This is a genomic window from Corynebacterium urinipleomorphum, assembly GCF_900155535.1.
GTDB classification, from domain to species: Bacteria; Actinomycetota; Actinomycetes; order Mycobacteriales; family Mycobacteriaceae; genus Corynebacterium; species Corynebacterium urinipleomorphum.
This window is the reverse complement of the sequence record NZ_LT706964.1, coordinates 146,210-169,729: the sequence shown is the minus strand read 5'-3', so window position 1 is coordinate 169,729 and position 23,520 is coordinate 146,210. Positions and strand designations below refer to the sequence as shown.

Annotated in this window: 20 protein-coding genes; 12 read left to right on the top strand and 8 right to left on the bottom strand. The window is 62.7% G+C overall.

Translation table 11 applies throughout. From position 1 onward, the window contains the following. Positions 1–409, bottom strand: a 409-nt coding sequence (locus CZ338_RS10915) for a helix-turn-helix domain-containing protein (RefSeq protein ID WP_162287321.1), incomplete at its 3' end; no start/stop codon positions are given. A 507-nt stretch (positions 410–916) separates the two neighbouring features. Here CZ338_RS10915 and CZ338_RS06230 point away from each other — a divergent pair. Then, complete coding sequence (locus CZ338_RS06230; RefSeq protein ID WP_087117422.1) at positions 917–1,846, top strand: hypothetical protein; 930 nt, start codon at positions 917–919, stop codon at positions 1,844–1,846. Between the two features lie 447 nt (positions 1,847–2,293). Continuing rightward, the gene (locus CZ338_RS06225) at positions 2,294–3,724 is read left to right on the top strand and encodes an IS30 family transposase (RefSeq protein ID WP_143341209.1); all 1,431 of its coding nucleotides are present in this window, start codon (positions 2,294–2,296) and stop codon (positions 3,722–3,724) included. Between the two features lie 129 nt (positions 3,725–3,853). Here the strand turns inward: CZ338_RS06225 and clpB are convergent, their stop codons facing one another. Further along, on the bottom strand, positions 3,854–6,439 hold the full coding sequence (gene clpB, locus CZ338_RS06220; protein WP_087117421.1) for an ATP-dependent chaperone ClpB: 2,586 nt from the start codon (positions 6,437–6,439) through the stop codon (positions 3,854–3,856). 816 nt (positions 6,440–7,255) lie between these two features. On the opposite strand from clpB, the gene CZ338_RS06215 reads away from it, so the two are divergent. Continuing rightward, positions 7,256–7,816, top strand: coding sequence for a helix-turn-helix transcriptional regulator (locus tag CZ338_RS06215; protein ID WP_087117420.1), 561 nt, complete (start codon positions 7,256–7,258; stop codon positions 7,814–7,816). Positions 7,817–7,829: 13 nt separating this feature from the next. Here the strand turns inward: CZ338_RS06215 and CZ338_RS06210 are convergent, their stop codons facing one another. Next, complete coding sequence (locus tag CZ338_RS06210; protein ID WP_087117419.1) at positions 7,830–9,209, bottom strand: sodium/glutamate symporter; 1,380 nt, start codon at positions 9,207–9,209, stop codon at positions 7,830–7,832. Positions 9,210–9,282: 73 nt separating this feature from the next. Here CZ338_RS06210 and CZ338_RS06205 point away from each other — a divergent pair, with 73 nt between their 5' ends. Continuing rightward, on the top strand, positions 9,283–10,077 hold the full coding sequence (locus tag CZ338_RS06205; RefSeq protein ID WP_087117418.1) for a ferredoxin reductase domain-containing protein: 795 nt from the start codon (positions 9,283–9,285) through the stop codon (positions 10,075–10,077). Here CZ338_RS06205 and CZ338_RS06200 read toward each other — a convergent pair. Further along, complete coding sequence (locus tag CZ338_RS06200; protein WP_087117417.1) at positions 10,074–10,853, bottom strand: nitrilase-related carbon-nitrogen hydrolase; 780 nt, start codon at positions 10,851–10,853, stop codon at positions 10,074–10,076. The two genes, CZ338_RS06205 and CZ338_RS06200, sit on opposite strands and share 4 nt — an antisense overlap. 92 nt (positions 10,854–10,945) lie before the next feature. Here CZ338_RS06200 and CZ338_RS06195 point away from each other — a divergent pair, with 92 nt between their 5' ends. From CZ338_RS06195 to CZ338_RS06180, 4 genes are all read left to right on the top strand, one after another. Continuing rightward, on the top strand, positions 10,946–11,200 hold the full coding sequence (locus CZ338_RS06195) for a hypothetical protein (protein ID WP_087117416.1): 255 nt from the start codon (positions 10,946–10,948) through the stop codon (positions 11,198–11,200). Then, the gene (locus CZ338_RS06190) at positions 11,200–12,378 is read left to right on the top strand and encodes an alpha/beta hydrolase (RefSeq protein WP_087117415.1); all 1,179 of its coding nucleotides are present in this window, start codon (positions 11,200–11,202) and stop codon (positions 12,376–12,378) included. Before CZ338_RS06195 ends, CZ338_RS06190 begins: the two co-directional genes overlap by 1 nt. 135 nt (positions 12,379–12,513) lie before the next feature. Then, positions 12,514–14,271: a pyruvate dehydrogenase gene (locus CZ338_RS06185; protein ID WP_087117414.1), complete on the top strand. Its 1,758-nt coding sequence runs from the start codon at positions 12,514–12,516 to the stop codon at positions 14,269–14,271. A 382-nt stretch (positions 14,272–14,653) separates the two neighbouring features. Then, positions 14,654–15,448, top strand: a complete 795-nt coding sequence (locus tag CZ338_RS06180; RefSeq protein WP_087117413.1) for a YrzE family protein — start codon at positions 14,654–14,656, stop codon at positions 15,446–15,448. A 125-nt stretch (positions 15,449–15,573) separates the two neighbouring features. Here the strand turns inward: CZ338_RS06180 and CZ338_RS06175 are convergent, their stop codons facing one another. The 4 genes from CZ338_RS06175 to dnaK form a co-directional block, all read right to left on the bottom strand. Next, entirely contained in the window at positions 15,574–15,963 is a 390-nt protein-coding gene (locus tag CZ338_RS06175) for a heat shock protein transcriptional repressor HspR (RefSeq protein WP_087117412.1), read from the bottom strand. A 13-nt stretch (positions 15,964–15,976) separates the two neighbouring features. Further along, the gene (dnaJ, locus tag CZ338_RS06170; protein WP_087117411.1) at positions 15,977–17,200 is read right to left on the bottom strand and encodes a molecular chaperone DnaJ; all 1,224 of its coding nucleotides are present in this window, start codon (positions 17,198–17,200) and stop codon (positions 15,977–15,979) included. A 199-nt stretch (positions 17,201–17,399) separates the two neighbouring features. Next, complete coding sequence (grpE, locus tag CZ338_RS06165; RefSeq protein ID WP_087117410.1) at positions 17,400–18,080, bottom strand: nucleotide exchange factor GrpE; 681 nt, start codon at positions 18,078–18,080, stop codon at positions 17,400–17,402. A gap of 12 nt (positions 18,081–18,092) precedes the next feature. Then, entirely contained in the window at positions 18,093–19,943 is a 1,851-nt protein-coding gene (gene dnaK / locus CZ338_RS06160) for a molecular chaperone DnaK (RefSeq protein WP_087117409.1), read from the bottom strand. A gap of 255 nt (positions 19,944–20,198) precedes the next feature. Here dnaK and CZ338_RS11120 point away from each other — a divergent pair, with 255 nt between their 5' ends. From CZ338_RS11120 to CZ338_RS10910, 4 genes are all read left to right on the top strand, one after another. Next, entirely contained in the window at positions 20,199–20,903 is a 705-nt protein-coding gene (locus CZ338_RS11120; protein ID WP_235839474.1) for a S24/S26 family peptidase, read from the top strand. 248 nt (positions 20,904–21,151) lie between these two features. Next, positions 21,152–21,691 carry a SipW-dependent-type signal peptide-containing protein gene (locus CZ338_RS06150; RefSeq protein WP_087117408.1) on the top strand — a complete coding sequence of 180 codons (540 nt, stop codon included), beginning with the start codon at positions 21,152–21,154 and terminating at the stop codon, positions 21,689–21,691. A 56-nt stretch (positions 21,692–21,747) separates the two neighbouring features. Further along, positions 21,748–22,332 carry a hypothetical protein gene (locus CZ338_RS06145; protein WP_087117407.1) on the top strand — a complete coding sequence of 195 codons (585 nt, stop codon included), beginning with the start codon at positions 21,748–21,750 and terminating at the stop codon, positions 22,330–22,332. A gap of 532 nt (positions 22,333–22,864) precedes the next feature. Continuing rightward, positions 22,865–23,520, top strand: a 656-nt coding sequence (locus CZ338_RS10910; protein ID WP_204211891.1) for a hypothetical protein, incomplete at its 3' end; no start/stop codon positions are given.

Sequence of the window (23,520 nt, the reverse complement as noted above, 5' to 3'; positions counted from 1 at the left end):
CCCGGTCAGAGACGGTCAACCGTTTGCCCACCCCCACACGCATACCGTCGATGTCAGTTGGTGTAGCCGCCGTAGACACCGCGGCGGTGGATAAAGGTGCTGGCATGACACTATCTTTGCGCCACTGGTACACCGTCGATCTGCTGACCCCCAACCAGTCGGCAACCGCAGCCACCGGCACACCGTCAGCGAACATCTCCTCGGCGACTCGGCGGTTGTGTTTCCACTGCTTTGCAGTACCGCGGTCACTCGTTATCCCTGCTTTACGCATCCAGCTGTACACAGTCTTAGGTGCTACACCGAGACTTTCCGCAATCCGGTATGCGGACTGACCATCTAGCACGCAGGCAACGGCAGCTTGTTTATCCTCATCAGAAATGACTGTGCGCGCGGGTGCTTTTCCAGGCACGACCACGCCTTGTTCGATGAGCCAAGACCGCACAGACGATACGGGCAAGCCCACCCTACGAGCAGCGTGTGACACCGACGCGCCTTGTCGCACCAAGCCAGATGCTTGCTCAAATCGGTCCTGTCGGCTCTGTCTTCTGACTGTCGATGGACCGGCTACACCCGCTTTGTGCATCCAGCTGTAGACAGTTTTTGGCACCACCCCAAAATCCTCAGCAACCAAATAAGGGGACTCGCCAGCAGCAACACGGGCAACCGCCGCCTGACGAATTTCCTCCGGCACCCAACCAGTCACAACGCAACCACCTCTCGATCGAGATGGCGCATTCACCCATTGACAGTCCCTTGCGATGTGAGACATGTCGAACCATAGTTGCCGTTCGATTGTTACCGTTCGCGTTTTCGACCGCGCAGCCCCCGCACTGCGCAGTCTTAAGCGCACCCGTATGCCTACTGAAGTAGACACCGAAAGAGTGCGCCCCGAAGCGGCGCAGTCCACAGTGAAGACATGGACAAGGAAGAAGCGCTGGGCCACCTGATCAATCTCCGCACTGCCGGGGCCGACCACCCCGCATGGCAGCAGCTCGAGTCGGGACTGCTCACTCTGCTGGCCCCCACGCAGGCCGTCGCCAGCGAGTACTACCGCGGGCTAAAAAACTACGAAAGACAATGGCTCCGCGCGGTTGCCGTCGGCCGAAGCAAGACACGCGCGATTCTCATCGGCCGCTCGGCAGCGCGAGTCCACGGCATGTGGGTAGTGGCCCGCACGCCCGAACTCGTCGAAACGACGCTGGGCAGCAACGGCTACAAAACCGCCGACAACATCCCCAAAGGTCAAGCCTTCCGGAAACTCACGGTCACGCCCGAGCACATCATGCTTATCGACGGCGCCCGCGTCCTCACCCCCTTCCGCACCGCCGCCGACATCGCGGCTCACCACGGTTTCATCGAGGGGTTGGTGGCGATGTCCTGGTTGAAGTATCAAAAAATGTCCCACGCGAGGATGATGCGGGCCGCCCGCGCACTAGGCCCGATCCGCGGAATCGGCACCGTCCGCGCCGCGATCGAAGCCAGCAGCCCGCGATCGCTTTCCCCCTTCGAGCCCTACGCGCAAGGATTGCTGATGGAAGCGGGCATCCCCGTACAAATGCACGTGCGCCTGCCTATCGACGCCCACCGCTACATCGAACCCGACCTCCTCGCCGGACCAAACGGTGAGGTAGCCGTGGAGATCGACGGAGGTGTGAAGTACGACGGAGTGACCTACGGCGGTGTAGAAGAGACCCTGGTCAAGGAGCGCCGCCGCGAAAACCTGCTGAAGAACATGGGCAAGCCGGTCGTCCGGCTCACGCCCTATCAGCTCATCACTGAGCCGGTTTATTGCACCTCGACAGTCCAAGAAGCCATCGCCCGCGAGCAACGCCGCTACGGCGCTTAGGTGGGCACAGGCTACGCACGCGGAGACTGCACCAAGCCCCCTGAAAAACGCGAACGGTAACAATCGAACGGTAACCCCGCCCCTTTATGAATCCAATATTGGAGGGACTGTCAATGGGTGAATGCGCCATCTCGATCGAGAGGTGGTTGCGTTGTGACTGGTTGGGTGCCGGAGGAAATTCGTCAGGCGGCGGTTGCCCGTGTTGCTGCTGGCGAGTCCCCTTATTTGGTTGCTGAGGATTTTGGGGTGGTGCCAAAAACTGTCTACAGCTGGATGCACAAAGCGGGTGTAGCCGGTCCATCGACAGTCAGAAGACAGAGCCGACAGGACCGATTTGAGCAAGCATCTGGCTTGGTGCGACAAGGCGCGTCGGTGTCACACGCTGCTCGTAGGGTGGGCTTGCCCGTATCGTCTGTGCGGTCTTGGCTCATCGAACAAGGCGTGGTCGTGCCTGGAAAAGCACCCGCGCGCACAGTCATTTCTGATGAGGATAAACAAGCTGCCGTTGCCTGCGTGCTAGATGGTCAGTCCGCATACCGGATTGCGGAAAGTCTCGGTGTAGCACCTAAGACTGTGTACAGCTGGATGCGTAAAGCAGGGATAACGAGTGACCGCGGTACTGCAAAGCAGTGGAAACACAACCGCCGAGTCGCCGAGGAGATGTTCGCTGACGGTGTGCCGGTGGCTGCGGTTGCCGACTGGTTGGGGGTCAGCAGATCGACGGTGTACCAGTGGCGCAAAGATAGTGTCATGCCAGCACCTTTATCCACCGCCGCGGTGTCTACGGCGGCTACACCAACTGACATCGACGGTATGCGTGTGGGGGTGGGCAAACGGTTGACCGTCTCTGACCGGGCCCAGATCCATGCCGGGTGCGCCCAAGGCTTATCGGCTAGGGCGATCGCTTCATCTATCGGCCGGCACCATAGCGTGGTTGCCAGAGAAATCCGCCGTAACGGGTGGGAGGTCATCAACCCGGCCGGGACGGTGGTGCACACCTATAACGCCGAAGTCGCCGGTGAACGCACAACACGACGGATGGCCAGGCCGAAACCACGCCGCATCGACACGAACTACCGGTTGCGGAAAGTCGTTGTCGCAGGTGTTGCACGCAAATGGTCACCAAAGCGCATCAGCTGCCATCTGGAGCGGGTTTTCGCCGATGATGAAACCATGCAGCTATCCCACGAAGCGATCTACTCCGCGCTCTACATCCAAGGCAAAGGCAGCCTTCGCGCGGAGCTGGAATCGATCATGAAGACCCAGCAAGTACTGATCAAAGGCGGCACGAAACGCACCCCACGGTCGCGTACAGCAGGTCTTGCCACCAACAGCCGGTCGTGGATCACAGGTGCAGAAATCACCACCCGGCCACCAGAAGTCGACGACCGGGCTATCCCCGGGCACTGGGAGGGAGACCTCGTCATCGGCAAAGGAGGTAAAAGTGCGTTGATCACCCTGATTGAACGCTCCAGCCGGTATACCCTGCTGGGGCATTTGCCTGACGAGCACTCATCGGCCACCGTGGTCGGAACGCTGCAACGCATGGTCAAAGACCTCAACGCCGAACAGTTAAAGACCATCACGTGGGACCAAGGATCAGAAATGGCGCTGACTGCCACGGTGTCGATCGCTGATGGGTGCAAGGTCTATTTCTGCGACCCGCACTCACCGTGGCAGCGGCCCACCAACGAGAACACCAACGGGGAAATCCGGCGCCGGTTCTTCCCGAAAGGAACCGACTTCGCCCTTGTCAGCGCCGAGGAAGTCGCCTGGGTCCAAAACGAACTCAACGACACCCCCATCGTCAAGTTTCACGGAGCCACACCCCGTGAAAAACTAGAAGAACTATTCAACGGTGGCGCAATCACCGCATGATCCCGCCGGACATATGAGCGTTTGGAAGAGCAAAGTTACCGTTCGATTGTTACCGTTCGCGACATAAGCGGGCGGCGGACCCAGGGAGGACCGCCGAGCCCGGCCGGGTGGCCAAGCCGGAACTCCGTGTTAAACAGACGCTTTGGTCACCGTGAGGCCATCCGGTGCGACACCGTCGGCTGGATCGGCTGGATCGGAGGCGTCGACAAGCACGGTGTCACCGTCGCGGATCTCGCCGGCCAGGACCTCCTTAGCCAGCTTGTCGCCGATCTCCTTCTGGATCAGGCGGCGCAGCGGGCGGGCACCGTAAGCTGGGTCGTAGCCGCGGTCGGCGAGCCAGCGCTTGGCGGCGTCGGTGACGTCGAGGGCCAGGCGGCGCTCAGCCAGGCGCTCCGCGAGCGAGCGCAGCTGGATATCGACGATGCCGACAAGTTGCTCCTGGCTCAGCGGATCGAAGACCACCACATCGTCGAGACGGTTGATGAACTCCGGCTTGAACGCCCGCTTCACCGCTTCCATGATCTCGTCGCGGGTGCCGCCGGCGCCGAGGTTCGAGGTCAGGATTATGACGGTGTTGCGGAAGTCGACGGTGCGGCCTTGGCCGTCGGTAAGCCGACCCTCGTCGAGGACCTGAAGCAGAACGTCGAAGACGTCGGGGTGGGCTTTCTCGACTTCGTCGAAAAGCACGAGGCTGTACGGGCGGCGACGGACGGCTTCGGTGAGCTGCCCGCCGGCGTCGAAGCCGACGTATCCCGGAGGCGCACCGACAAGGCGCGCGACGGAGTGCTTCTCGCCGTACTCGGACATGTCGATGCGGATCATCGCGGACTCGTCATCGAAGAGGAACTCCGCGAGCGACTTCGCCAGCTCAGTCTTGCCCACACCCGTCGGGCCGAGGAACAGGAAGCTGCCGATCGGCCGGTTCGGATCCGCGATCCCGGCGCGCGAGCGGCGCACAGCATCAGACACAGCGACGACAGCCTCGTTCTGCCCGACAACGCGTTCACCCAGCACAGACTCCATGTTCAGGAGCTTCTCGGTCTCGCCCTCCATCATCTTGCCCGCTGGAATGCCCGTCCAGCTCGACACAACGTCGGCGATCACGTCCGGGGTGACTTCTTCCGTCAGCATCGTTTTGCTGCTTATCGACGCCTCCCTCTCCGCCTCAGCCACCTCTTCCTCCAGTTCCGGAATGCGGCCGTAACGGAGCTCGGAGACCTTTGCGTAGTCGCCGTCGCGCTCCGCGATCTCTGACTCGTTACGCAGGCGCTCGAGCTCCTCCTTCGCGTGCTGGACCTTGTCGATCTCGCTCTTCTCGTTCTCCCACCGCGCCTTCATCTCGCCGAGCTTCTCGCGCTGGTCCGCGAGCTCGCTGCGCAGAGCAGTCAAGCGCTCCTGGCTGGCTGCGTCAGACTCCTTCGACAGTGCGATCTCCTCGATCTCAAGTCGGCGCACGACGCGCTCCAGCTCATCGATCTCCTGCGGCGAGGAGTCGATCTCCATGCGGAGACGGGAGCCAGCCTCGTCGACCAAGTCGATCGCCTTATCCGGCAGGAAGCGGTTGGTGATGTAACGGTCCGACAAGGAAGCCGCTGCCACCAGCGCCGAGTCCTGGATGCGCACACCGTGGTGCACCTCGTAGCGCTCCTTCAGGCCGCGGAGGATACCGATGGTGTCTTCCACCGTCGGCTCGCCCACGTACACCTGCTGGAAGCGGCGCTCCAAAGCGGCATCCTTCTCGATGTACTTGCGGTACTCATCCAGCGTCGTCGCGCCGACCAGGCGCAGCTCCCCGCGCGCCAGCATCGGCTTGATCATGTTGCCGGCGTCCATCGAACCGTCGCCGGTCGCACCAGCGCCGACAATGGTGTGCAGCTCGTCGATGAAGGTGATGATCTCGCCGTCCGAAGACTTGATCTCATCCAGCACCGCCTTCAGACGCTCCTCGAACTCGCCGCGGAACTTCGCGCCCGCGACCATCGAACCGAGGTCAAGACTGATCAGCGTCTTGCCCTTGAGGCTTTCGGGGACATCGCCAGCCACGATACGACGCGCGAGGCCCTCAACGATGGCAGTCTTACCCACGCCCGGCTCACCGATGAGCACAGGGTTGTTCTTCGTGCGGCGGGACAGCACCTGGACCACGCGGCGGATCTCGCTGTCACGGCCGATCACCGGGTCGATCTTTCCCTCGCGGGCACGCGCTGTCAGGTCGGTGGAGTACTTCTCCAGCGCCTGGAACTGGCCCTCCGGGTCCTGAGTGGTCACCTTCTGGTGGCCGCGGACCGACGGGAAGGCAGCCTTGATCGTCTCGTAGGTGGCGCCGCGCTTCTTCAGCAGTTCAGCGGCTTCCTCTTCGCCGCGCGCAATGGCTGCGAGAAGAACCTCGGTGGAAACGTACTCGTCACCGAGCTCGCCCGCGAGCTCCTGCGCTGCGTTCAGCGCATTAAGGCCGTCACGGTTGAAGTTGGGGTTAGCCATGTTCTGGCCCTGGGCCTTCGGATAGCCCTCGACGATCTCGGCCGCTTCCTTCTGCACCGTCGACGGATCCACACCGGTCGCTTTGAGCACCGGTGCGGCGATGCCGTCTTCCTGTTCAAGGATCGCCTGAAGCAAGTGCGCGGGCCTAATATCCGGGTTTCCGTTCGCGGATGCCCTCTGCAGCGCCTGCTGCAAAGCTTCCTGAGTTTTCGTGGTGGGGTTGAACGAGCTCATCAGTCTCGCTCCTTTCCTAAATCTCGTTTAATTGGAGTGTTTGTATGAGGTGTTCTATTGGTCCGAACTTAGTTCGTCGATAGTCACAACGCCGCGAGAGTTGAGTCTGTTCCACTCAAGGCAAGAAATTGAGAGAAACATACCGCGGATCCCAATCTCCCCCCCCCAAAAAAAAGACGAAGCCCGATTGACCTCAATGCCTCACGCTGGGCGAAAGCTGTGAACGAAGCGCGCACATATATGTCTGAATTCCATTGGGGACACAAATGTCCTTAGAGGTCATTCCGCTCGCTTGAACTGTGCAAACGGCCAATGCGAACGAGGACAGCGGTTGCAACCTGCCGCGGCGGTCGGCCGCTCACGGGCGAATCTGGGTTTTGCCCCTCCCGCCCCACAATGCATGCGTAGGAAACGGCCTTGCCGCTGCTGCCCTAGTTCTCCCGTTGTAAACCCACAGCTCATCGCCCATCCACCGGCCATTGAGGCCATTTGTGTCCTCTACAGAAATCAGCACACCTTCTACATCCAGAACCATTGTGACTGAGGTGACGAATGAGCCTGGACCCTTGGAGGCGACCCGGGGTCTTAGAGACCTCGATTTCAGGAGCTGGAGAGCTCCGCGCTGCCATAGATCGTTGCGATAGATCGTTGCAATCGATCGGGGTTTGCACACTGAAGTGAGCATTCTCGGCGCCCCCAGAATCGATTGCTTTTCTACATTTGGGATTGTCAGTGCAAGTCAGGAGTACTTCAAGGGGGGCATTCCATGACTCGCACTCGGGAGATTGGGGCTAGTCGGACAAAAGGGAGCGGGAAATGATTGATCCAATAGATCCAATTGATGCGCTGGTGAATAACTCACCGCATCCACTTGAGGCGACGATCAAGGAGACCGAAAGATATCAGCGCCGCGAGAAGATTCCCCCGTTTCTTCGGGGAGCAGAATTGCTGCGGATACTGCAGACGGGGATGGTGATGGAAGGGAGGGATTTGGCGGAAAGGGTGGGCGTGGATAGGCGGACCCTGCGGAGATACATCGCGTATTTGAGGGACCTGGGGTTTGTGATTGAGTCGAGAACCGGCGCTTCGGGCCGCTACGTGATGGGCGCTGGCGATATCATGCCGCCGCTGACATTCACGGACGACGAGTTGGAGGTGCTGATTCTCGCGTTGGCATCCGTCGGATACCCCGGCGATGAACTGGTAGGTCGAGCGGGGTCGCTGTCTCAGCGCATCAAGAAGTTTCTGCCACTGCCCCAGAGACAGGGGCTTGAGGTGACAGCCAGAAAGCGGCACTACGACACGTTGAAGATGTGGAGCTCCTACGACCGTGAACAGAAAGCACAGGGGGCGGGAAGCGCAGGAGCCGAGAGCTAACGGGGGCCGAAGGCTAACTGACCTTTGACGAGCCTCCGGAACCGCCAGCAGCGGAGGGCACGGAGGCGTATTTCTTCGCGGGCACCCACTTCAATGTGAAGCTGAGGATCAAGATGCCGGCGGCGATGGCGGTGGCAATCCAGCCGAACGCACCGGTGAAGGACGCCAGAACGGCGATCGGGGCGAGGATGGTCATGCCGATCTCAAAGGGGCCGAAGCCGACGTAGGCGACACCGTATTCGTTGAGTGTGCCGGACTTGAGTTTGGGGTCGACCATCTTCAGCAGGGCGATACCTGTCGCGACGGCGGCGGTCGCCCAGCCCCAGCCGAAGAGGCCGCGCTCGATCCACTGCTCGCCGAAGTACAGCGGCGACATGACCAGCAGGTAGAAGAGGCAGAAGACGGTGCCCAGGACGAACATCAGGATCAGTGCCTGCCAGTAGGCGGCCAGCGCTGCGGGGACGATGGATGCGATACCGAAGGCGATCATGTAGTCGGTCGCGGCGCCGGAAATGGCGCTGACGGTGTCTTTGTCCAGGTAGTTCGGCTTCTTGAACAGGCGCAGCAGGCCACGGCCGATGAAGCCGATGACGAACGACAGGGCGAACAGGGGGATGGAGACGTTCTCCCAGGTATCGGAAATGAAGTTGTTCACCTGGTAGGCAACGAGGACGGTGAAGATGATGAAGCCGCCGTGGAGGGCGAGCGGCTCGATCGAGGAGGGGTTGGTGGTGGCTTTACCGATGGAGGGGCGCTCGGCCTCGTTCTCGATGTAGCCGGAGCGCAGTTCCTTGGGCAGGTCGCCCTGCAGTTCGGTGGCTTTGCCGTGGCGGATGCCCCAGTTGGCAACGATCACGCCGCCGATGATGGCCACGAGGGTGCCCACGGTTGCCGACGTGAAGCCGAGGGAGGACGCGGCGGCGGCACCGGCGGTGTCCTCGAGGGCGGAGCCGACAGCAGCGGCGGTGCCGAAGCCGCCGACGAAACCGACGGGCAGCATCATGCCGAACCAGTCTTCAGTGCCGAACACCGGCTTGAACAGGTAGATACCGGCGAGGACGAAAAGGCCCCACTGGAACATGAACATGGTGGTGGAAAATGCCCACATGTTGCGGGCGCCCTTGGCCACGGATCCGCCGAGGTCCATGGAGTACGCCATCGACGCGAAGACGACGGCGATCAGGATCGAGGTGTAGGTGCCCACTTTGTCGGAGAACTGCGCGATCCCCAGCACCTCCGGCCCGAGGATGAGGCCAAGGAGACCTGCGGTAATCGGCGCAGGTAGGAGCAGTTGCTGCAGCACTCGAACACGCTGGCGGAGGATGTTGCCGATGATGAGGAGGACGGAGATCCATCCGACGTCGACAAGCATGTCGTAAGGCGTGAATTCCACGAGCCGAACCTTTCCTTGGGGGACCGTTCGCGGTTAGCTTAGCGTGCGCCCGCGACACATTACCCTTTGAAGCATGGATGAGGTCACGAAGTTGTCGCCTACCGAGCGCAACGAGCTGGAATTTCAGCTCGCGGAGAGGGTCGAGGAGGCAGGCACGCTTATCGACGCTTTGCTCACCCCCGCCCGCCTCTCCCCCGCTGCCTTGGACCGCCGCCGGCTCGGACTGCCGCCGGAGTCTTACGAAGAGCTTGTGGACCCGCTGGGCGAGGCTCTGTTGAGAGCGCTCTGGGACCGCGCCGGGGATATCGAGCCGATCTGGGAAGAGATGGCGCAAGGGCTGTACACAATGGCGGACACCGCGCGTGAAGCAGACCTGGCGGGCATCCCGGCGGCGACAGCGGCGCAGGTCATGGGCGTGACGGAACTAGAAGCCACCGGCAGTAGCAACAGCGGCGGCGCAGAAAGCGGCCTGCTGGCCGTCCACCTCGAGGCACCGATGCCGGTGGACTACCTCCCCGGGCAGTCGCTTCCGGTACTCGTCCCGGGACCGTACGGCGAGCGTGGCGAGTGGCACGAGTTGACACCGGCGCTACCGTCGAACCGGTTCGGGCAGCTGGTGTTTTATGTCCCCACGTGGTGGCGCTGTCCGGAGGTCGGCGAGTACTGGACCTGCGGGAATGCCCGCGGGGAGCAGTTCGTGTTCCCGGACCAGGGGGAAGTGGATGCGACGGGCAGCCGGCTGGCGGGGGTGAGGGCGGCGGTGCTTGGTGGCGTCGATAAGCGGGTCGAGCTTGTTGTGGATGTCCGTGAACCTGCGCTCACTTCGCTGGCGGGCGCCGTGGATTGGCTGACGTTGCGGGAGGTCTAGAGCAACGGGACTGCGGCTTGGCGGCGGGTGGCGTCGTCGGGGTCGATGTCCACGACGATGATCTCCTCGTCGAATCCTCCGAGCGCGAGCACTGTCCCGTTGGGCGCGACGGCGATGGAATGGCCGACGCCGAGGGGGTCAGAATTTTCTTGCGTGCCGATGGAACCACCCGGATTCGCCTGGTCCGACGCCATGATGAACACCCCTGCGTCGAGGGCGCGGGCACGCGAAAGAGTGATCCATTCCTCGATCTTGTTGTCGCCTCCGGCCCAGCTGGTGGGCACGACGACGATCTGGGCACCCCGGCGCGCGAGCTCCTGGAACTGGTCGGGGAAGCGGATGTCGAAGCAGATGGCCACGCCGACCGTCGCGCCCTCGTGCCCGAAGGTGCGCAACTCGGTGCCGGGCTCGACGTTGTCGGACTCGCGGTAGCTCGCGGTGTCGAAGGCGTGGATCTTGTCGTAGCCTTCGTGCAGGTCAGGGCCAGTGATAAGTGCGGTGTTGCGCACGCGGCCCCCGCTCGCCGGGCGGAACATACCGGCGACGATGGTGACGCCAAGCTCTTCCGCAAGCTCCCGCAACCCGGTCGCGAACGCCCCGTCGAGGTCTTCTGCTTGCTCGCTCAACGGACCCGACTCGAACGCCTGCGAGGACGCCTCCGGGCAGACGATGAGCGTCGCACCCTTGTTCGCGGCCTCGCGGATACGTTCGGTCAGCGCGGCGAGGTTGTCCGCCACGCGACCTCCAGCGGTGAATTGAACGAGTCCAATGCGCATGGGAACCAAGCGTATGTGGATAGACTTTCAAATTCCACAGGTTCGACGGCACGCGGTTGTGCATTATCGCTGGCTGCCGTTGTGTAAACAGCATGAACACAACGAATTCCGTCCAAGCACCGTTCACCGACCTCCCGCAATTGCCCGACTGGGCTGAGCCCAGATTCCCCGATCTGACCACGCCGAGTCTCACCGCCGCTGCGCTCGCGAAGGCCCACGCGGCGCTGGCCGACAACGTGGACACCCGCACCCGGCGCGTGCACGACCACGCCGCAGATTTAGCCGCCTTCGCCGCAGCCGTCCGCGGAGTCGACGCCGACCACGCCCGAGCTTTCAGGGGGTACTAATGCTCGTCGCCGCAGAACTCACCGCCAGCGCCGCATCGTTGCGCCGGGCATCTGTCACCGTTCGTTCGCGTATCGACGACACCGCCCACACCCGCTCCTCCATCTCCTCCGCCGGACTCGCAGGCGAATCCGCCGACGCTGGCTTGGACATGCTGGCGAGCCTCGGCCGCGCCCTAGGCATTCCCGCCGACACCATGGATGAGCTGGCCGACATCCTGGAGGAAGCCGGTGCCGCCCAGAAAGTGCTGGACTACGCCAGGGAAGCGCTGACGTCCATGCTCGTCCCGCCCGGGCTGCGTCCCGCCCACCAAGCAGTTCTAGCCACCCTGTCCATGATGGAGCACCAGCTCGACCAGGCCTGCGCAGCCGCTGTGGCCAACGCCTGCCGCCTCGAACACGAGCAGGACCTCGACCGCCTCGTCTTCCACCCGGGGGAGCCGTTGGCGCAGATCAGCGCGGACCGGTTGGGGTCGGCGCCGGCTGGGGTGCGGGGGATCGTCGATAAGCATGGCGGCGTTGTACTTGAGGGCGGGCCCGACGGTTACACCGTGATGTTCGGCGCGGAGCTGGACGCGTCCGGCGAGCCGATTCCGCCACAGTCCGTGACCACGATGGTCTCCGGCGTCGGCTCCGGCCACCCGGAGAAATTCGCCGGTGCAGTCAAAGAGGCGCAATCCGTCGCGTCCGCCACCGGCGGCGCCGTGATCGTGTGGCAGGGCTACTCCCCGCCCCCGAACGTGCCCGCCGGCATGTCGCGGCACTCAGCTGCCGCCGGCGCCGACGACTTGGCCGCGTTCCAGATGGCCCTCGATGAGCGCTTCCCCGACGCGCGCAAGGTAGTGGTCGGGCACTCGTACGGCTCCGTCGTGGCCGCACGCGCCGCCGAGGAGCACGGGCTGTTCGCCGACCGGTTGTTCCTCGTCGGGTCGCCCGGCGTCAGCGCCGCGCAGGTCAGCGACCTGAAACTGTTTGGCGAGGACCCGAAAGTGTCCGTCGCCGATTCCCCCGGCGACCCGATCCGGCTGCTGCGCTCCCCGCTCGCAGCTCTGCACGGCCATGACCCCGCTACCGGCAAGTTCGGCGCCGAGCGCGTCCCCGGCATCCGGGGCGGGCACACCGACTACTTCAGCGACGAGGCGATGCTGCGCGCGCTGAGCGAGGCCGCGCGGGGTCGGTAGTGGCGCGGGGGCAGTAGCGGCGGGACGGGTCCCCGAAAACGCGGGGCTCGGCCTCCCAGAAATCCCGAACGAGCCGCAAAAGGAAATAAGCGTACACTAGGGTGCCGTAAATCTAAACGCATAAGTGGAGGAATAATGGCTAAAGATTTCGCGCACCAGATTGTGGAGACGCTAGAGAAGAACGGCGTCAAGCGCATTTACGGTATCGTAGGCGACTCGCTGAACCCGGTGTCTGACGCGGTGGCGGAGAGCTCGATTGAGTGGATCCACGTACGCAACGAGGAGGCTGCCGCGTTCGCCGCGGGCGCGGAGTCTTCGGTTACCGGCGAGCTGGCTGTGTGCGCCGCGTCCTGCGGACCGGGCAACACGCACTTGATCCAGGGTCTTTATGATTCGCACCGCAACGGCGGCAAGGTCCTTGCCATTGCGTCCCACATCCCGAGCCAGGAGATCGGCTCCCAGTTCTTCCAGGAGACGCATCCAGAGAAGATCTTCCAGGAGTGCTCGGGCTACTGCGAAATGGCTAACTCGGCTGAGCAGGGCGCACGCATCCTGCACCACGCGATCCAGTCGACGATGGCAGGCAACGGTGTCTCCGTCTTCGTGATGCCGGGCGACATTGCTAGCCAGGATGCCGCCGACATGCCGTTGCTGGAATCCACGATCGCGCGCGGCGACGACAAGCGCGTCTTCCCGGACCCGGCTGAGGCCGCCCGTCTGGTCCAGGCCATCAACGAGGCTGAGACCGTCACGCTGTTCTGCGGTGTCGGTGTGAAGAACGCCCGCGAGGAAGTCTTGCAGCTGGCGGAAAAGATCAAGTCCCCGATCGGTCACTCTTTCGGCGGCAAGATGCACATCCAGCACGACAACCCGTTCGACGTGGGCATGAACGGCTTGCTCGGCTACGGCGCGTGCTACGAGGCATCGCACGAAGCTGACCTGCTCATCCTGCTGGGCACGGATTTCCCGTACAACGAGTGGCTGCCCACGAACAACGTCGCGCAGGTGGACATCCAGGCCAAGAACATCGGCCGCCGCACCAAGGTCCAGTACCCGGTGGTGGGCGATGTCAAGAGCGTGATCGAGAACATTCTCCCGCACATTGAGGAGAAGAAGGACCGCAGGTTCCTGGACAAGATGCTCAAGGAGCACGCGCACCTGCTCGAGACCGTGATCGACAACTACGGCGGCAAGAAGCGGGACAAGGCCACCCCGATCCACCCGGAGTACGCGGCACAGCTTATCGACGAGCTCGCCGACGACAACGCCCTCTTCACCGTCGACACTGGTATGTGCAACGTCTGGGCTGCCCGCTACATCACACCGAACGGCAAGAAGGACGAGCTGGCTTCGTTCCGTCACGGCACCATGGCTAATGCTGTTCCGCAGGCCATCGGCGCGCAGGCCGCTGACCGCGACCGCCAGGTGATCACCTTCTCCGGTGACGGCGGCATCTCCATGCTCCTGTCCGAGCTGATCACCGTGAAGCAGCACGACCTGCCGATCAAGATGATGGTGTTCAACAACTCCACCCTGGGCATGGTCAAGCTGGAGATGATGGTTGCCGGCCTGAAGGAGTTCCAGACCACGCACGACGGGGTGAATTACGCCGCGATCGCGGAGGCAGTGGGCATCACAGCCTTCCGCGTGGAGAAGCCGCAGGATCTGGAGAAGACCCTGAAGAAGGCCCTCGCCCACGACGGCCCGGTGCTCGTTGACATTGTCACCGACCCGGATGCCCTGTCCCTTCCGCCGAACTTCGACTGGGCCATGATCAAGGGCTTCACCGAGTCCGCGGTCAAGACCGTCCTCGACGGTGGCATCGGCAACATGGTCGAGCTGGCACGCTCGAACCTCCGCAACATCAAGGGCGCCGCCGCGATCGAGTTCTAGTTTCGCGGCCCCCGGGCCGGTTGCGGGCCAGACCTGGGCCAGAGCAGGGCCAGAGCAGGGCGCGCTGAGGGCCCGTGGATCTAATTGACACACCGAGAAGTCTGACCTGGGCTTTTTGGCTGGCCAGCCGGCCAGAATGTTATCCAGATCCACGCGGCCGACGCGGTGCGTGCCCAGACCCACCCGGGCCGCGCGGCGCGCGCCCACATCCAACCCAGCCCCCAAGCGTTACAACCATAAGTCCAAAGCGTTATGTTGCCGTGACCACATTCACGTTCGGAGTGCGTACCGTTGGTCAGGTTGGCCAAAAATCTTGGCCTTTCGAGTGAGTTCGCTTTTAAGACAGCTCACTGCACATGTCTGCTGAAAGGACATCTCTTTAATGACCACTCCGAACACCGGTCGCGCACGTGCCGCTCAGTCTGGCCGCGTTGCCCCCGCATCCCACTCCCACGCCGTGGACGTGGAGACCCGCCCGGCCGCCGATGACCACTCCGCGCAGGAGTCCATGATCGGCACCTCCTCCACCAACGTCTCCCAGGGCAACGTGTCTTGGGGCGCGATCTTCGCTGGCGTTGTCACGTTCCTCGGTGTGTCCATCCTGCTCGCCATCGGCGCGGCAGCCATGGGCCTCCAGGGCTCTTCCGGCACGGCGACGGGCATCTTCTCCCTCATCGGCCTGATCATCGCATTCCTGGCCGCCGGCTACGTCGCCGGTGCACTGGGCGTGCGCGCTGGCCTGTTCCACGGCTTTGCCACCTGGGCCACCTCCCTCATCGCAGCCCTCGTCCTCGCTGGATGGGTCGGCGCATCTGCCCTCGGTGGCGTGTTCGGTGCCTTCGGCGACATCGCTGGTACCGTCGCTGAGACCGCTGGCTCTGCCGCATCCGTCACTTCCGACGATGCCCGCGACGCCTCCAACGCCGCCCAGGATGCCGCTAACGACGTGACCCAGCAGGATGTCGACGAAGCTCAGGCACAGGCCCGCGATGCCGCCAACCAGGCTGCTGATCAGGCACGCGAGACCTACAACGAGGTCGCTCCCCAGGCAGCTGAAGGCGGCTGGTGGACCTTCGCTGGCCTGCTGCTCGGAGCTATCCTCTCCTCCATCGCCGGTGCCTTCGGCGCCCGCTCGGTGATCAACCGCGATGAGACCGCGGTGATCACCCGCAAGTAATCCTCGGGATGGCCACGGAGCTACTCGGTTACACGGGTTAAACGAAAAAAGCAGCTCCCTGCTAGGAAAATACGTCCTAGTGGGGAGCTGCTTTTCGCATCTTCGCTGGTCTACCGGAGTTGGATCTACACTCCGCGACGGCGGCGCCACGTGACAATCTCCGTCGAACGCGGCACATGCACGAGTTCGCCACCGCGCCTCGGCGAGCGGGAGATTCGTTCGCGGAGGCGGGCATTCTCGTCCTCGAGGTCGTCGATACGCTCGGTGAGGTCGATGATCGTCTTGATTCCCGCGAGGTTCACGCCTTCCTCCTGCGACAACCGCTGAATGGTGCGCAGGCGCGAGATGTCGCGCTGGGAATAGCGACGCCCGCCGCCGGAGGTGCGCATCGGGCTGACCAGGCCCATGCGGTCGTAAGTACGCAGGGTCTGGGCGTGCATGCCGGTCAGTTCGGCGGCGACGGAGATGACGTAGTACTCCGTATGGTCGGTGTCAGCTGTGTGCTTGTCAGCCATCTCATATCACCCCCTACTCGTTCCCGGTCGGGGCGCCGGCCCACCCGGCGCGCGGGTTGAAGCCGGAATCCTTCTCCGCCTGGGCGTAGGCGCGCAGAGCGCTCGTCGCGGTGGCGTCCAGGTTCTTCGGCACCTGCACCTCGACGGTGACCATGAGGTCGCCGGCGGTGCCGGATTTGCGCGCTACACCGCGTCCCTTCACGCGCAGGGTGCGGCCGTTCGGGGTGCCGGCGGGGACTTTGACCTTGACCGGGTTGTCCAGCGTGGGCACCGTGACAGCGCCCCCGAGAGCAAGCTCGGTGAAGCTGACGGGCACGGTCACGGCGAGGTCGTCACCGTCGCGGGTGAACACCGTGTCCGGGCGGACGGTGACGTTCACGAACAGGTCGCCAGCGGGTGTCCCGTTCGGGCCAGCTTCGCCTTGGCCGGCGAGGCGGACCTTCTGGCCGTCGATAACGCCCGCGGGAATCCGCACGGTGATCGAACGGGTGCGGCGCACCGTGCCGCTGCCGGAGCAAGTCGGGCACGGGTCCTCAATGACCTGCCCGGTGCCGCCGCAGCGGGTGCACGGACGGGACATGCCGAACGCGCCCTTCTGCTCGCTGACAAAGCCGGAGCCGCCGCAGTCCGGGCATGTGGAGGTCTTGCCCGTCGCGGAGCCGGAACCGTGGCAATCGGTGCACGGCGCCTCGCCGGTCAGCTCGACAGGGATCGTCGTTCCCTTGACGGCTTCGCGGAAGTCGAGCGTTATGTGCGTTTCGACGTCGGCCCCCCGCGTCGGCCGAGCACTCCTGCCAGTGCCGCCGCCGCGGTTAAAGAGGCCACCGAAGATGTCACCAAGACTGCCTTCCGCAGAAAATCCTCCGCCTTGTCCAAACGATTCTCCGAATCCGACGTCGTCGAATCCGCTGGCCCCGAAGTCCGTCGTGCCCGTCGTGCGAAACCCGCCCGGAAACCCGGAGCCTCCTCTCCCTCCGAAGCGCATGAAGCCTCCGGAGTTCATCATCGACTTGAATTCGTCGTATTCCTTGCGTTTGGTCTCGTCCCCGAGTACGTCGTACGCCTCGGCGACGCGCTTGAAGCGCTCTTCCGCTTGTTTGTCGCCCGGGTGGGAATCCGGGTGGTTCTCGCGAGCCAACTTACGGTACGCCTTCTTGATCTCTGCCGCGCTCGCGCTCGAGGTCAGGCCCAGATCCCCGTAATAGTCCTTATTCGCCCATTCCTGTTGCATAGCCATGTGCGCCCTCCTTCCTGTCCTATTCTGCTCTAGTTTCTTCTTCTAAATACGTTTGTTCTGCGTTCATCGGGCAGTTCCTAATACGTTATCCAGTTATGAAAACGCGGCCGGGGCAGAAGAAAACGTTGACGCGATGGTCTGCGTTTCCCTCCCCGGCCGCGACTGGGTGTGCCTGAACCCTTGGGCTTCCTACTGAGTACTACTCAGCAGATCCCGTATCCTCGTCCGGGTCAGCGATGATCACCATCGCGTTGCGGATCAAGCGGTCGCCGACGCGGTAGCCCTTGCGCAGGACCGTGCCGATGACCTTGGTGTCGCCCTGCGACAGGTCCTGGACTGCCTCGTGGATCTCCGGGTCGAAGGTCTCGCCTTCCGCACCGAATGCCTGGGTGTTCTGGCGCTGCAGAACCGCCTGCAGGTTGTCGGAGAACGCTTTCAGCGGGCCGTCGGCGAGGTCGCCGTGCTGGCGGGCGAGCTCCAGGTCGTCGATAAGCGGGAGCAGCTCGGTGATCACCTTGGCTTTGGCGTCGCTGGCGATTTGGGTGCGCTCGCGCTCCGTGCGGCGGCGGTAGTTCGCGTACTCGGCGGAGACGCGCTGGAGGTCCTCCGTACGCTCGGCGAGCTGGAGCTCGGCCTCGGAGACCACCCCGTCACCGTCGGCGTCGGGGTTGACCTCGCGCTCCGCGTCGTTCAACGCGTCTGCGAGCTCAGCGTCGAGCACCTCGGAATCCGAGAGGGGGTCCACATCGTCCTCGGCGAGTGCCTCAGACTCCGCAGCCTCCTGTGCCAGGGTTTCGGACTGGTCCGGGCTGATGTACTCCTCGTCCGTGGACTCGGGTGCGCCCGGGTTGTCCGGCATCTGCTCGTTCGGGTTCGTCATGGGTGCAGCTCCTTATTTCTCGTCGGAGTTGTCGGAGTTCTCGTCCTCTTCAACGACCTCGGCGTCGACGACGTTGTCGTCAGCCTCAGCCGTGGCGTCCGCCTGCGTTGCGCCTGCGTTCGCGTCAGCCTCATAGATAGCCTTGCCCATCTCCTGGGACTCGGTGGTCAGCTTCTCCACGGCGGCTTTGATGGCGTCCAGGTCCTCGCCCTTCAGAGCCTCGTCGACCTCGTCTGCCGCAGCGGTGACCTTGGTCTTGACGTCCTCGGAGACCTTCTCGGAGTTCTCGTCCAGGAACTTGCGGGTCTGGTATGCCATGGACTCCGCGTTGTTGCGGGTCTCCTGCTCCTCGCGGCGGGCCTTGTCCTCGTCGGCGTGAGCCTCGGCGTCCTTAACCATGCGGTCGATCTCCTCCTGGGAGAGGCCGGAGCCCTCCTGGATCTTGATCGTGTTCTCCTTGCCGGTGCCCTTGTCCTTCGCGGTCACGTGCACGATGCCGTTGGCATCGATGTCGAAGGTGACCTCAATCTGCGGGACACCGCGCGGTGCCGGAGCGATGCCGCCGAGCTCGAAGGAGCCGAGCAGCTTGTTCGCGGACGCCATCTCGCGTTCACCCTGGAAGACCTGGATCTGCACGGACGGCTGGTTGTCCTCGGCCGTGGTGAAGGTCTCCGAACGCTTCGTCGGGATGGTGGTGTTGCGCTCGATGAGCTTGGTCATCACACCGCCCTTGGTCTCAATACCGAGGGACAGCGGGGTGACGTCGAGCAGCAGCACGTCCTTCACGTCGCCGCGCAGCACGCCAGCCTGGAGTGCGGCACCGAGAGCCACGACCTCGTCCGGGTTGACCGACTTGTTCGGGTCCTTACCGGTGAGTTCCTTCACCAGGTCGGAGACAGCCGGCATACGGGTGGAACCACCGACGAGCACGACCTGGTCAATATCGCCGACGGACATGCCGGCGTCCTTGATCACCTGGTTGAACGGCTCCTTGGTGCGGTCCAGCAGGTCCGAGGTAATGCGCTGGAACTCGGTGCGGGACAGGCTCTCATCCAGGAACAGCGGGTTCTTGTCAGAGTCGACCGTGATGTACGGCAGGTTGATGGATGCCTGCTGTGCGGACGACAGCTCGATCTTCGCCTTCTCTGCGGACTCGCGCAGACGCTGCAGGGCCATCTTGTCCTTGGTCAGGTCGATGCCGTGCTGGGACTGGAACTTCTCCACCAGCCAATCGACGATGCGCTGATCCCAGTCGTCGCCGCCCAGCTCGTTGTCGCCGGCGGTAGCCAGCACCTCGACGACACCGTCACCGATCTCCAGCAGGGAGACGTCGAAGGTACCGCCACCCAGGTCGAAGACGAGGATGGTCTGCTCCTTGTCGGCCTTCTCCAGACCGTAAGCCAGTGCAGCCGCCGTCGGCTCGTTGACGATACGCAGGACGTTCAGACCCGCGATCTGGCCGGCCTCCTTGGTGGCCTGGCGCTGCGCGTCCTCAAAGTACGCCGGGACGGTGATCACTGCGTCAGTGACCTCGTCGCCCAGGTACGCCTCCGCGTCGCGCTTCAGCTTCATCAGCGTGCGCGCGGAGATCTCCTGCGGGGTGTACTTCTTATCGTCAATATCGACAGTCCAGTCGTTCTCGCCCATGTGGCGCTTGACCGAGCGGATAGTGCGGTCGACGTTGGTCACCGCCTGGTTCTTCGCGGACTGGCCGACGAGGATCTCGCCGTTCTTCGCGAAAGCGACGACCGACGGAGTCGTGCGCGCACCCTCCGCGTTAGCGATAACTACCGGCTCGCCGCCCTCAAGAACGGAGACGACCGAGTTCGTCGTACCCAGGTCGATACCTACTGCGCGTCCCATTGTGTGAATGTCCTCCTGTGTAATTCGGTTTATTTCGTGTTACCGAGTCGAGCCCGTTCAGCAGATTGACTGCCACTCGCTCAACTTCCGGCAGCCACTGTATCACCGAAGGGCGACACACTGTCACAAAGTTGAGCTTGACTCACTCAATCCTTATAACTTTGCACCGCTCAAAGTTGTTCCCGATTCACTCAACTTTCTTTGACAGGCATCCACACCGCGACGTTGCCCCTGATCAACGCTACTGTTCCAACCATGAGCCACCGCCTTCCCGGCAACAAGCACAGCCACCGCAGCGGTTCCACGTCTCCCACGGAACCGAAAACGCCCCTTCGCCGCCATGACGAGACGAACCCCGCAACGCCGACGCACGACTCGGACCGCGGAGAGTGCCCGAAGCGCGGCGCCGGGTACTGGATCGGCGAGACCGCCCTCACCCTCCTCGCGATATTCGGCGTGGTGTGCGTGACAGCCGTCTCCGCTGCATTCTTGTTCGACGTACGCATCATGGTGTTCAAGACCGGTTCCATGGGCCCCGAGATCCCAGCCGGATCCGTGGCTCTGGTCAGGATGATCCCTGCGGAAGAAGCTGCCGTCGGCGACATCACGACCGTCTACCGCGAAAACCATCTCCCCATCACACACCGGGTGATCAGCACCGAACCGGACCCCGACAACCCCAACGGCCGCATCATTGAGATGCAAGGCGACGCCAACGACTCTCCCGATATCGCGCCATACAAGGTCGAAGAAGTGGGCAAACTCTTCTGGTCCGCCCCCGGCTTGGGCAAAGTAGTCGCCCGCCTGTCAGACCCCCGCGTCATGCTCGCCATCGCCCTCGCCGCAGGATTCATTGTCGGCTGGGCGTTCTGGCCGCGGGAAGACAGCACGCCGAAGCGCAACAAACGAAAGCACCAAACAGCCCCCGACCGTTACCCCCGTTCGGTTGACGGCGAGTGAACACTTTCCCCACTCCCGGCAAACACAAGCTTTCCACAACTCGAACGCAGGCCACCGAATCCCTATTTGCGCCCGCGAATGCCGCTTGAGCACCAGTTTCGGTTAACTCCGGACAAACTCCCCACATACACGGCGGGGGTGAAACCTGACCGAAGTCTGGCAGGACCCTCTATGCGGCCTTAGATTTTTCTTTGCAGTTCCCTCCCGCCCGACGTATGGGCAATCCCTTCTCACTCACAGGAGTTCCTATGTCTACTGCATCCCGCAAGGTCCGCGCCATCGCTGCCGGCAGCGCCGTCGTTGGCCTCGGTGCCGCCCTCACCCTCGCTGCTTGGTCCGATTCCGAGTTTGCCAAGGGCACCTTCTCCACCGCTAACTTCGGCATCGAAGGCGCGGCTGGCGACAACAACTTCTCCGAGCACGCAACCCGCGAGAACGCTCTCGAGCTGACCTTCAACCCGTCCAACCTGCAGCCGGGCCAGACCACCGCTCACGCCTACCAGATCCGCAACATCGCTGGCGGCGTGGACTCCACCGTCACCTACGCCAACGAGTTCAAGGAAGGCGCACTCGCTGGCTCCCTGACCACCGAGATCGTCCAGACCGCCGACACCACCTGCACCCCGCAGACCACCGGCACCGTTCTCGCACAGGGCGGCACCTTCAACCTGTCCGAGCAGACCCCGCAGAACCTCTGCATCAAGGTCAAGGTCGCCGACAACTACGAGGGCCAGAACGAGCAGGGCACCATCGTCTGGCAGTTCGACGCCGCACCGCAGAACCAGTAAAACACTGGCTTGCGTAGCCACCGCACACCCGCGATAAAAGCAGTAGAGGACACACTGTGAACACTTCACTCACCCGCAAGGGCAAAGCAGTCGCCGCTTCAGGCGCTGTTCTTGGCCTGTGCGCAGTGGCTACGCTGGCGGCGTGGTCGGACGCTGAGTTCGCCCGCGCCACCATCTTCTCTGGGGGCTTTCAAGCTGAAGCTTCCCAGACCCAAGACTTCACGAGCACTTCCGAAGTGCTCAATTTCAACTTCATACCGTCCGGTGAGATCACTCCCGACACCCAGGTCCAGACCACCCATTGGCTGCGCGTAGCCAAGGGCAACCAGGCCACGGTCATAGTCAAAGCACCGACCGCCGAGAACGCAGACATCGCCAAGCTTTTCGACGTCACCGTCACCACCGGCCCCTGCGGCACAAACGGCAAGACGATCCAGAGCGGCAAGCTCACGCAGCTTAGCGACGCCCCCAACGCGCTCACCCTTCCCGCCGCTACCGACGGCGCAGCGGGCGAGCCACAAGCACTCTGCTTCTCTGCCACCCTCCCCAGCAGCGCCATCGCTGATCTTGATGCCGGCGACTACACCACCGGTGAAGTGACCTGGCCGATCACGGTTACGGAGGTTTCCACCAATGCTTAAGAAACCAGCCACCAGGCGCTCCCGGATCGCAGCTGCCACCGGCTCCATCATCGCCACAGCTGCACTCACCTTCGGCGGCCTCCATGCCCTTGCCCCCACCGACACGATGGGTGCAGAGGTGCGCACAGCGAACTTCACTTCGCAGTTCCTATCTGAAGAGAAGCCCTTGGAGGTAGTCGGCCAATGGGCTCGGTCATCCTATCGCGCTAACGCGTCTACGGACACTGTGGCTGACTCCCCTTACCGAACGACTCCCCAAACCACTGTCACCAACCAGTTCGCATGCGCACACGGTGGTTCAGGCGATTTGTGTGGCCAACAGGACACCCGCTCCGGGGCTAATATCACTCTTCCTGCTCAAGCAGAGGTCAATTGGACTCCCTCCGGTTTCGGGAAGGTTGCGATGTACTTTCAGCTCGATCAAAGTACAAAGACCGCCGCTTCCTGCACACCTGACAATCTCGTTGGATCCGAACCCGAGTGGGGCATACGTTACGGAAACGCATCCCATAGGTTTGCAAGTCCTAAGGGAATGAAAACGCTGCGTTGGAATGAACAAAACAAGGCAATGGACAATAACCCGCTGCAGTCAAATAAGCGGTTCAACCGGTTACAGCCTGGACAGACACATACCGAAATCCATAAAGCCGCTAATAATGGCGAAACTTATGTTGAGATCCGGATTACATCCGACTGGGGCAAAAACGATAATACTAAGGAAGCCTGGTCGGAGTTGGTCATTACAGCTCAGCCATTCTTTGAGGACAACAGAACGCAGGTGGGGCCTAAGTGGACCTATACGTTTAGCTCCCGCTGCGGCCTGAACATGAACAACAACACAGGTTCGACTGGACCAAGCACAAGCACGGTTTCAAGCGGTGCCGTCCCGCCGGAAGTCGACATCGACTTTGGTGCAGAAGTGCCGTCTACCGACCCCTCGGAGGATGCTATCTCTGCGCTTGAAAGCTTCACCAGCTACGGTCGCCCAGAGGAAATTCAGCACATGGGTGCCACTTTCTTGGCGGAGGCGACGCGCGAGCTCTCCTACGAGGACCACGAGCACATCAGTGCAGTCCTCAACCAGGCCGCCAACGCATTCGACGAGAATGGAATGGTCGATGGGCTGGCGTGGATTCGTCGGCAAGCAAATGGCCTTCCTGTTGTCACCCTTGAACTTCCTAGCGGCGG

What these genes read in the sequence shown, in the direction of transcription:
- CZ338_RS06230 (WP_087117422.1), top strand. Translation starts at nt 917, where the DNA reads ATGGACAAGGAAGAAGCGCTGGGCCACCTGATCAATCTCCGCACTGCC.
- clpB (WP_087117421.1), bottom strand. Translation starts at nt 6,439, where the DNA reads ATGAGCTCGTTCAACCCCACCACGAAAACTCAGGAAGCTTTGCAGCAG.
- CZ338_RS06215 (WP_087117420.1), top strand. Translation starts at nt 7,256, where the DNA reads ATGATTGATCCAATAGATCCAATTGATGCGCTGGTGAATAACTCACCG.
- CZ338_RS06205 (WP_087117418.1), top strand. Translation starts at nt 9,283, where the DNA reads ATGGATGAGGTCACGAAGTTGTCGCCTACCGAGCGCAACGAGCTGGAA.
- CZ338_RS06200 (WP_087117417.1), bottom strand. Translation starts at nt 10,853, where the DNA reads ATGCGCATTGGACTCGTTCAATTCACCGCTGGAGGTCGCGTGGCGGAC.
- CZ338_RS06195 (WP_087117416.1), top strand. Translation starts at nt 10,946, where the DNA reads ATGAACACAACGAATTCCGTCCAAGCACCGTTCACCGACCTCCCGCAA.
- CZ338_RS06190 (WP_087117415.1), top strand. Translation starts at nt 11,200, where the DNA reads ATGCTCGTCGCCGCAGAACTCACCGCCAGCGCCGCATCGTTGCGCCGG.
- CZ338_RS06185 (WP_087117414.1), top strand. Translation starts at nt 12,514, where the DNA reads ATGGCTAAAGATTTCGCGCACCAGATTGTGGAGACGCTAGAGAAGAAC.
- CZ338_RS06180 (WP_087117413.1), top strand. Translation starts at nt 14,654, where the DNA reads ATGACCACTCCGAACACCGGTCGCGCACGTGCCGCTCAGTCTGGCCGC.
- CZ338_RS06175 (WP_087117412.1), bottom strand. Translation starts at nt 15,963, where the DNA reads ATGGCTGACAAGCACACAGCTGACACCGACCATACGGAGTACTACGTC.
- dnaJ (WP_087117411.1), bottom strand. Translation starts at nt 17,200, where the DNA reads ATGGCTATGCAACAGGAATGGGCGAATAAGGACTATTACGGGGATCTG.
- grpE (WP_087117410.1), bottom strand. Translation starts at nt 18,080, where the DNA reads ATGACGAACCCGAACGAGCAGATGCCGGACAACCCGGGCGCACCCGAG.
- dnaK (WP_087117409.1), bottom strand. Translation starts at nt 19,943, where the DNA reads ATGGGACGCGCAGTAGGTATCGACCTGGGTACGACGAACTCGGTCGTC.
- CZ338_RS11120 (WP_235839474.1), top strand. Translation starts at nt 20,199, where the DNA reads ATGAGCCACCGCCTTCCCGGCAACAAGCACAGCCACCGCAGCGGTTCC.
- CZ338_RS06150 (WP_087117408.1), top strand. Translation starts at nt 21,152, where the DNA reads ATGTCTACTGCATCCCGCAAGGTCCGCGCCATCGCTGCCGGCAGCGCC.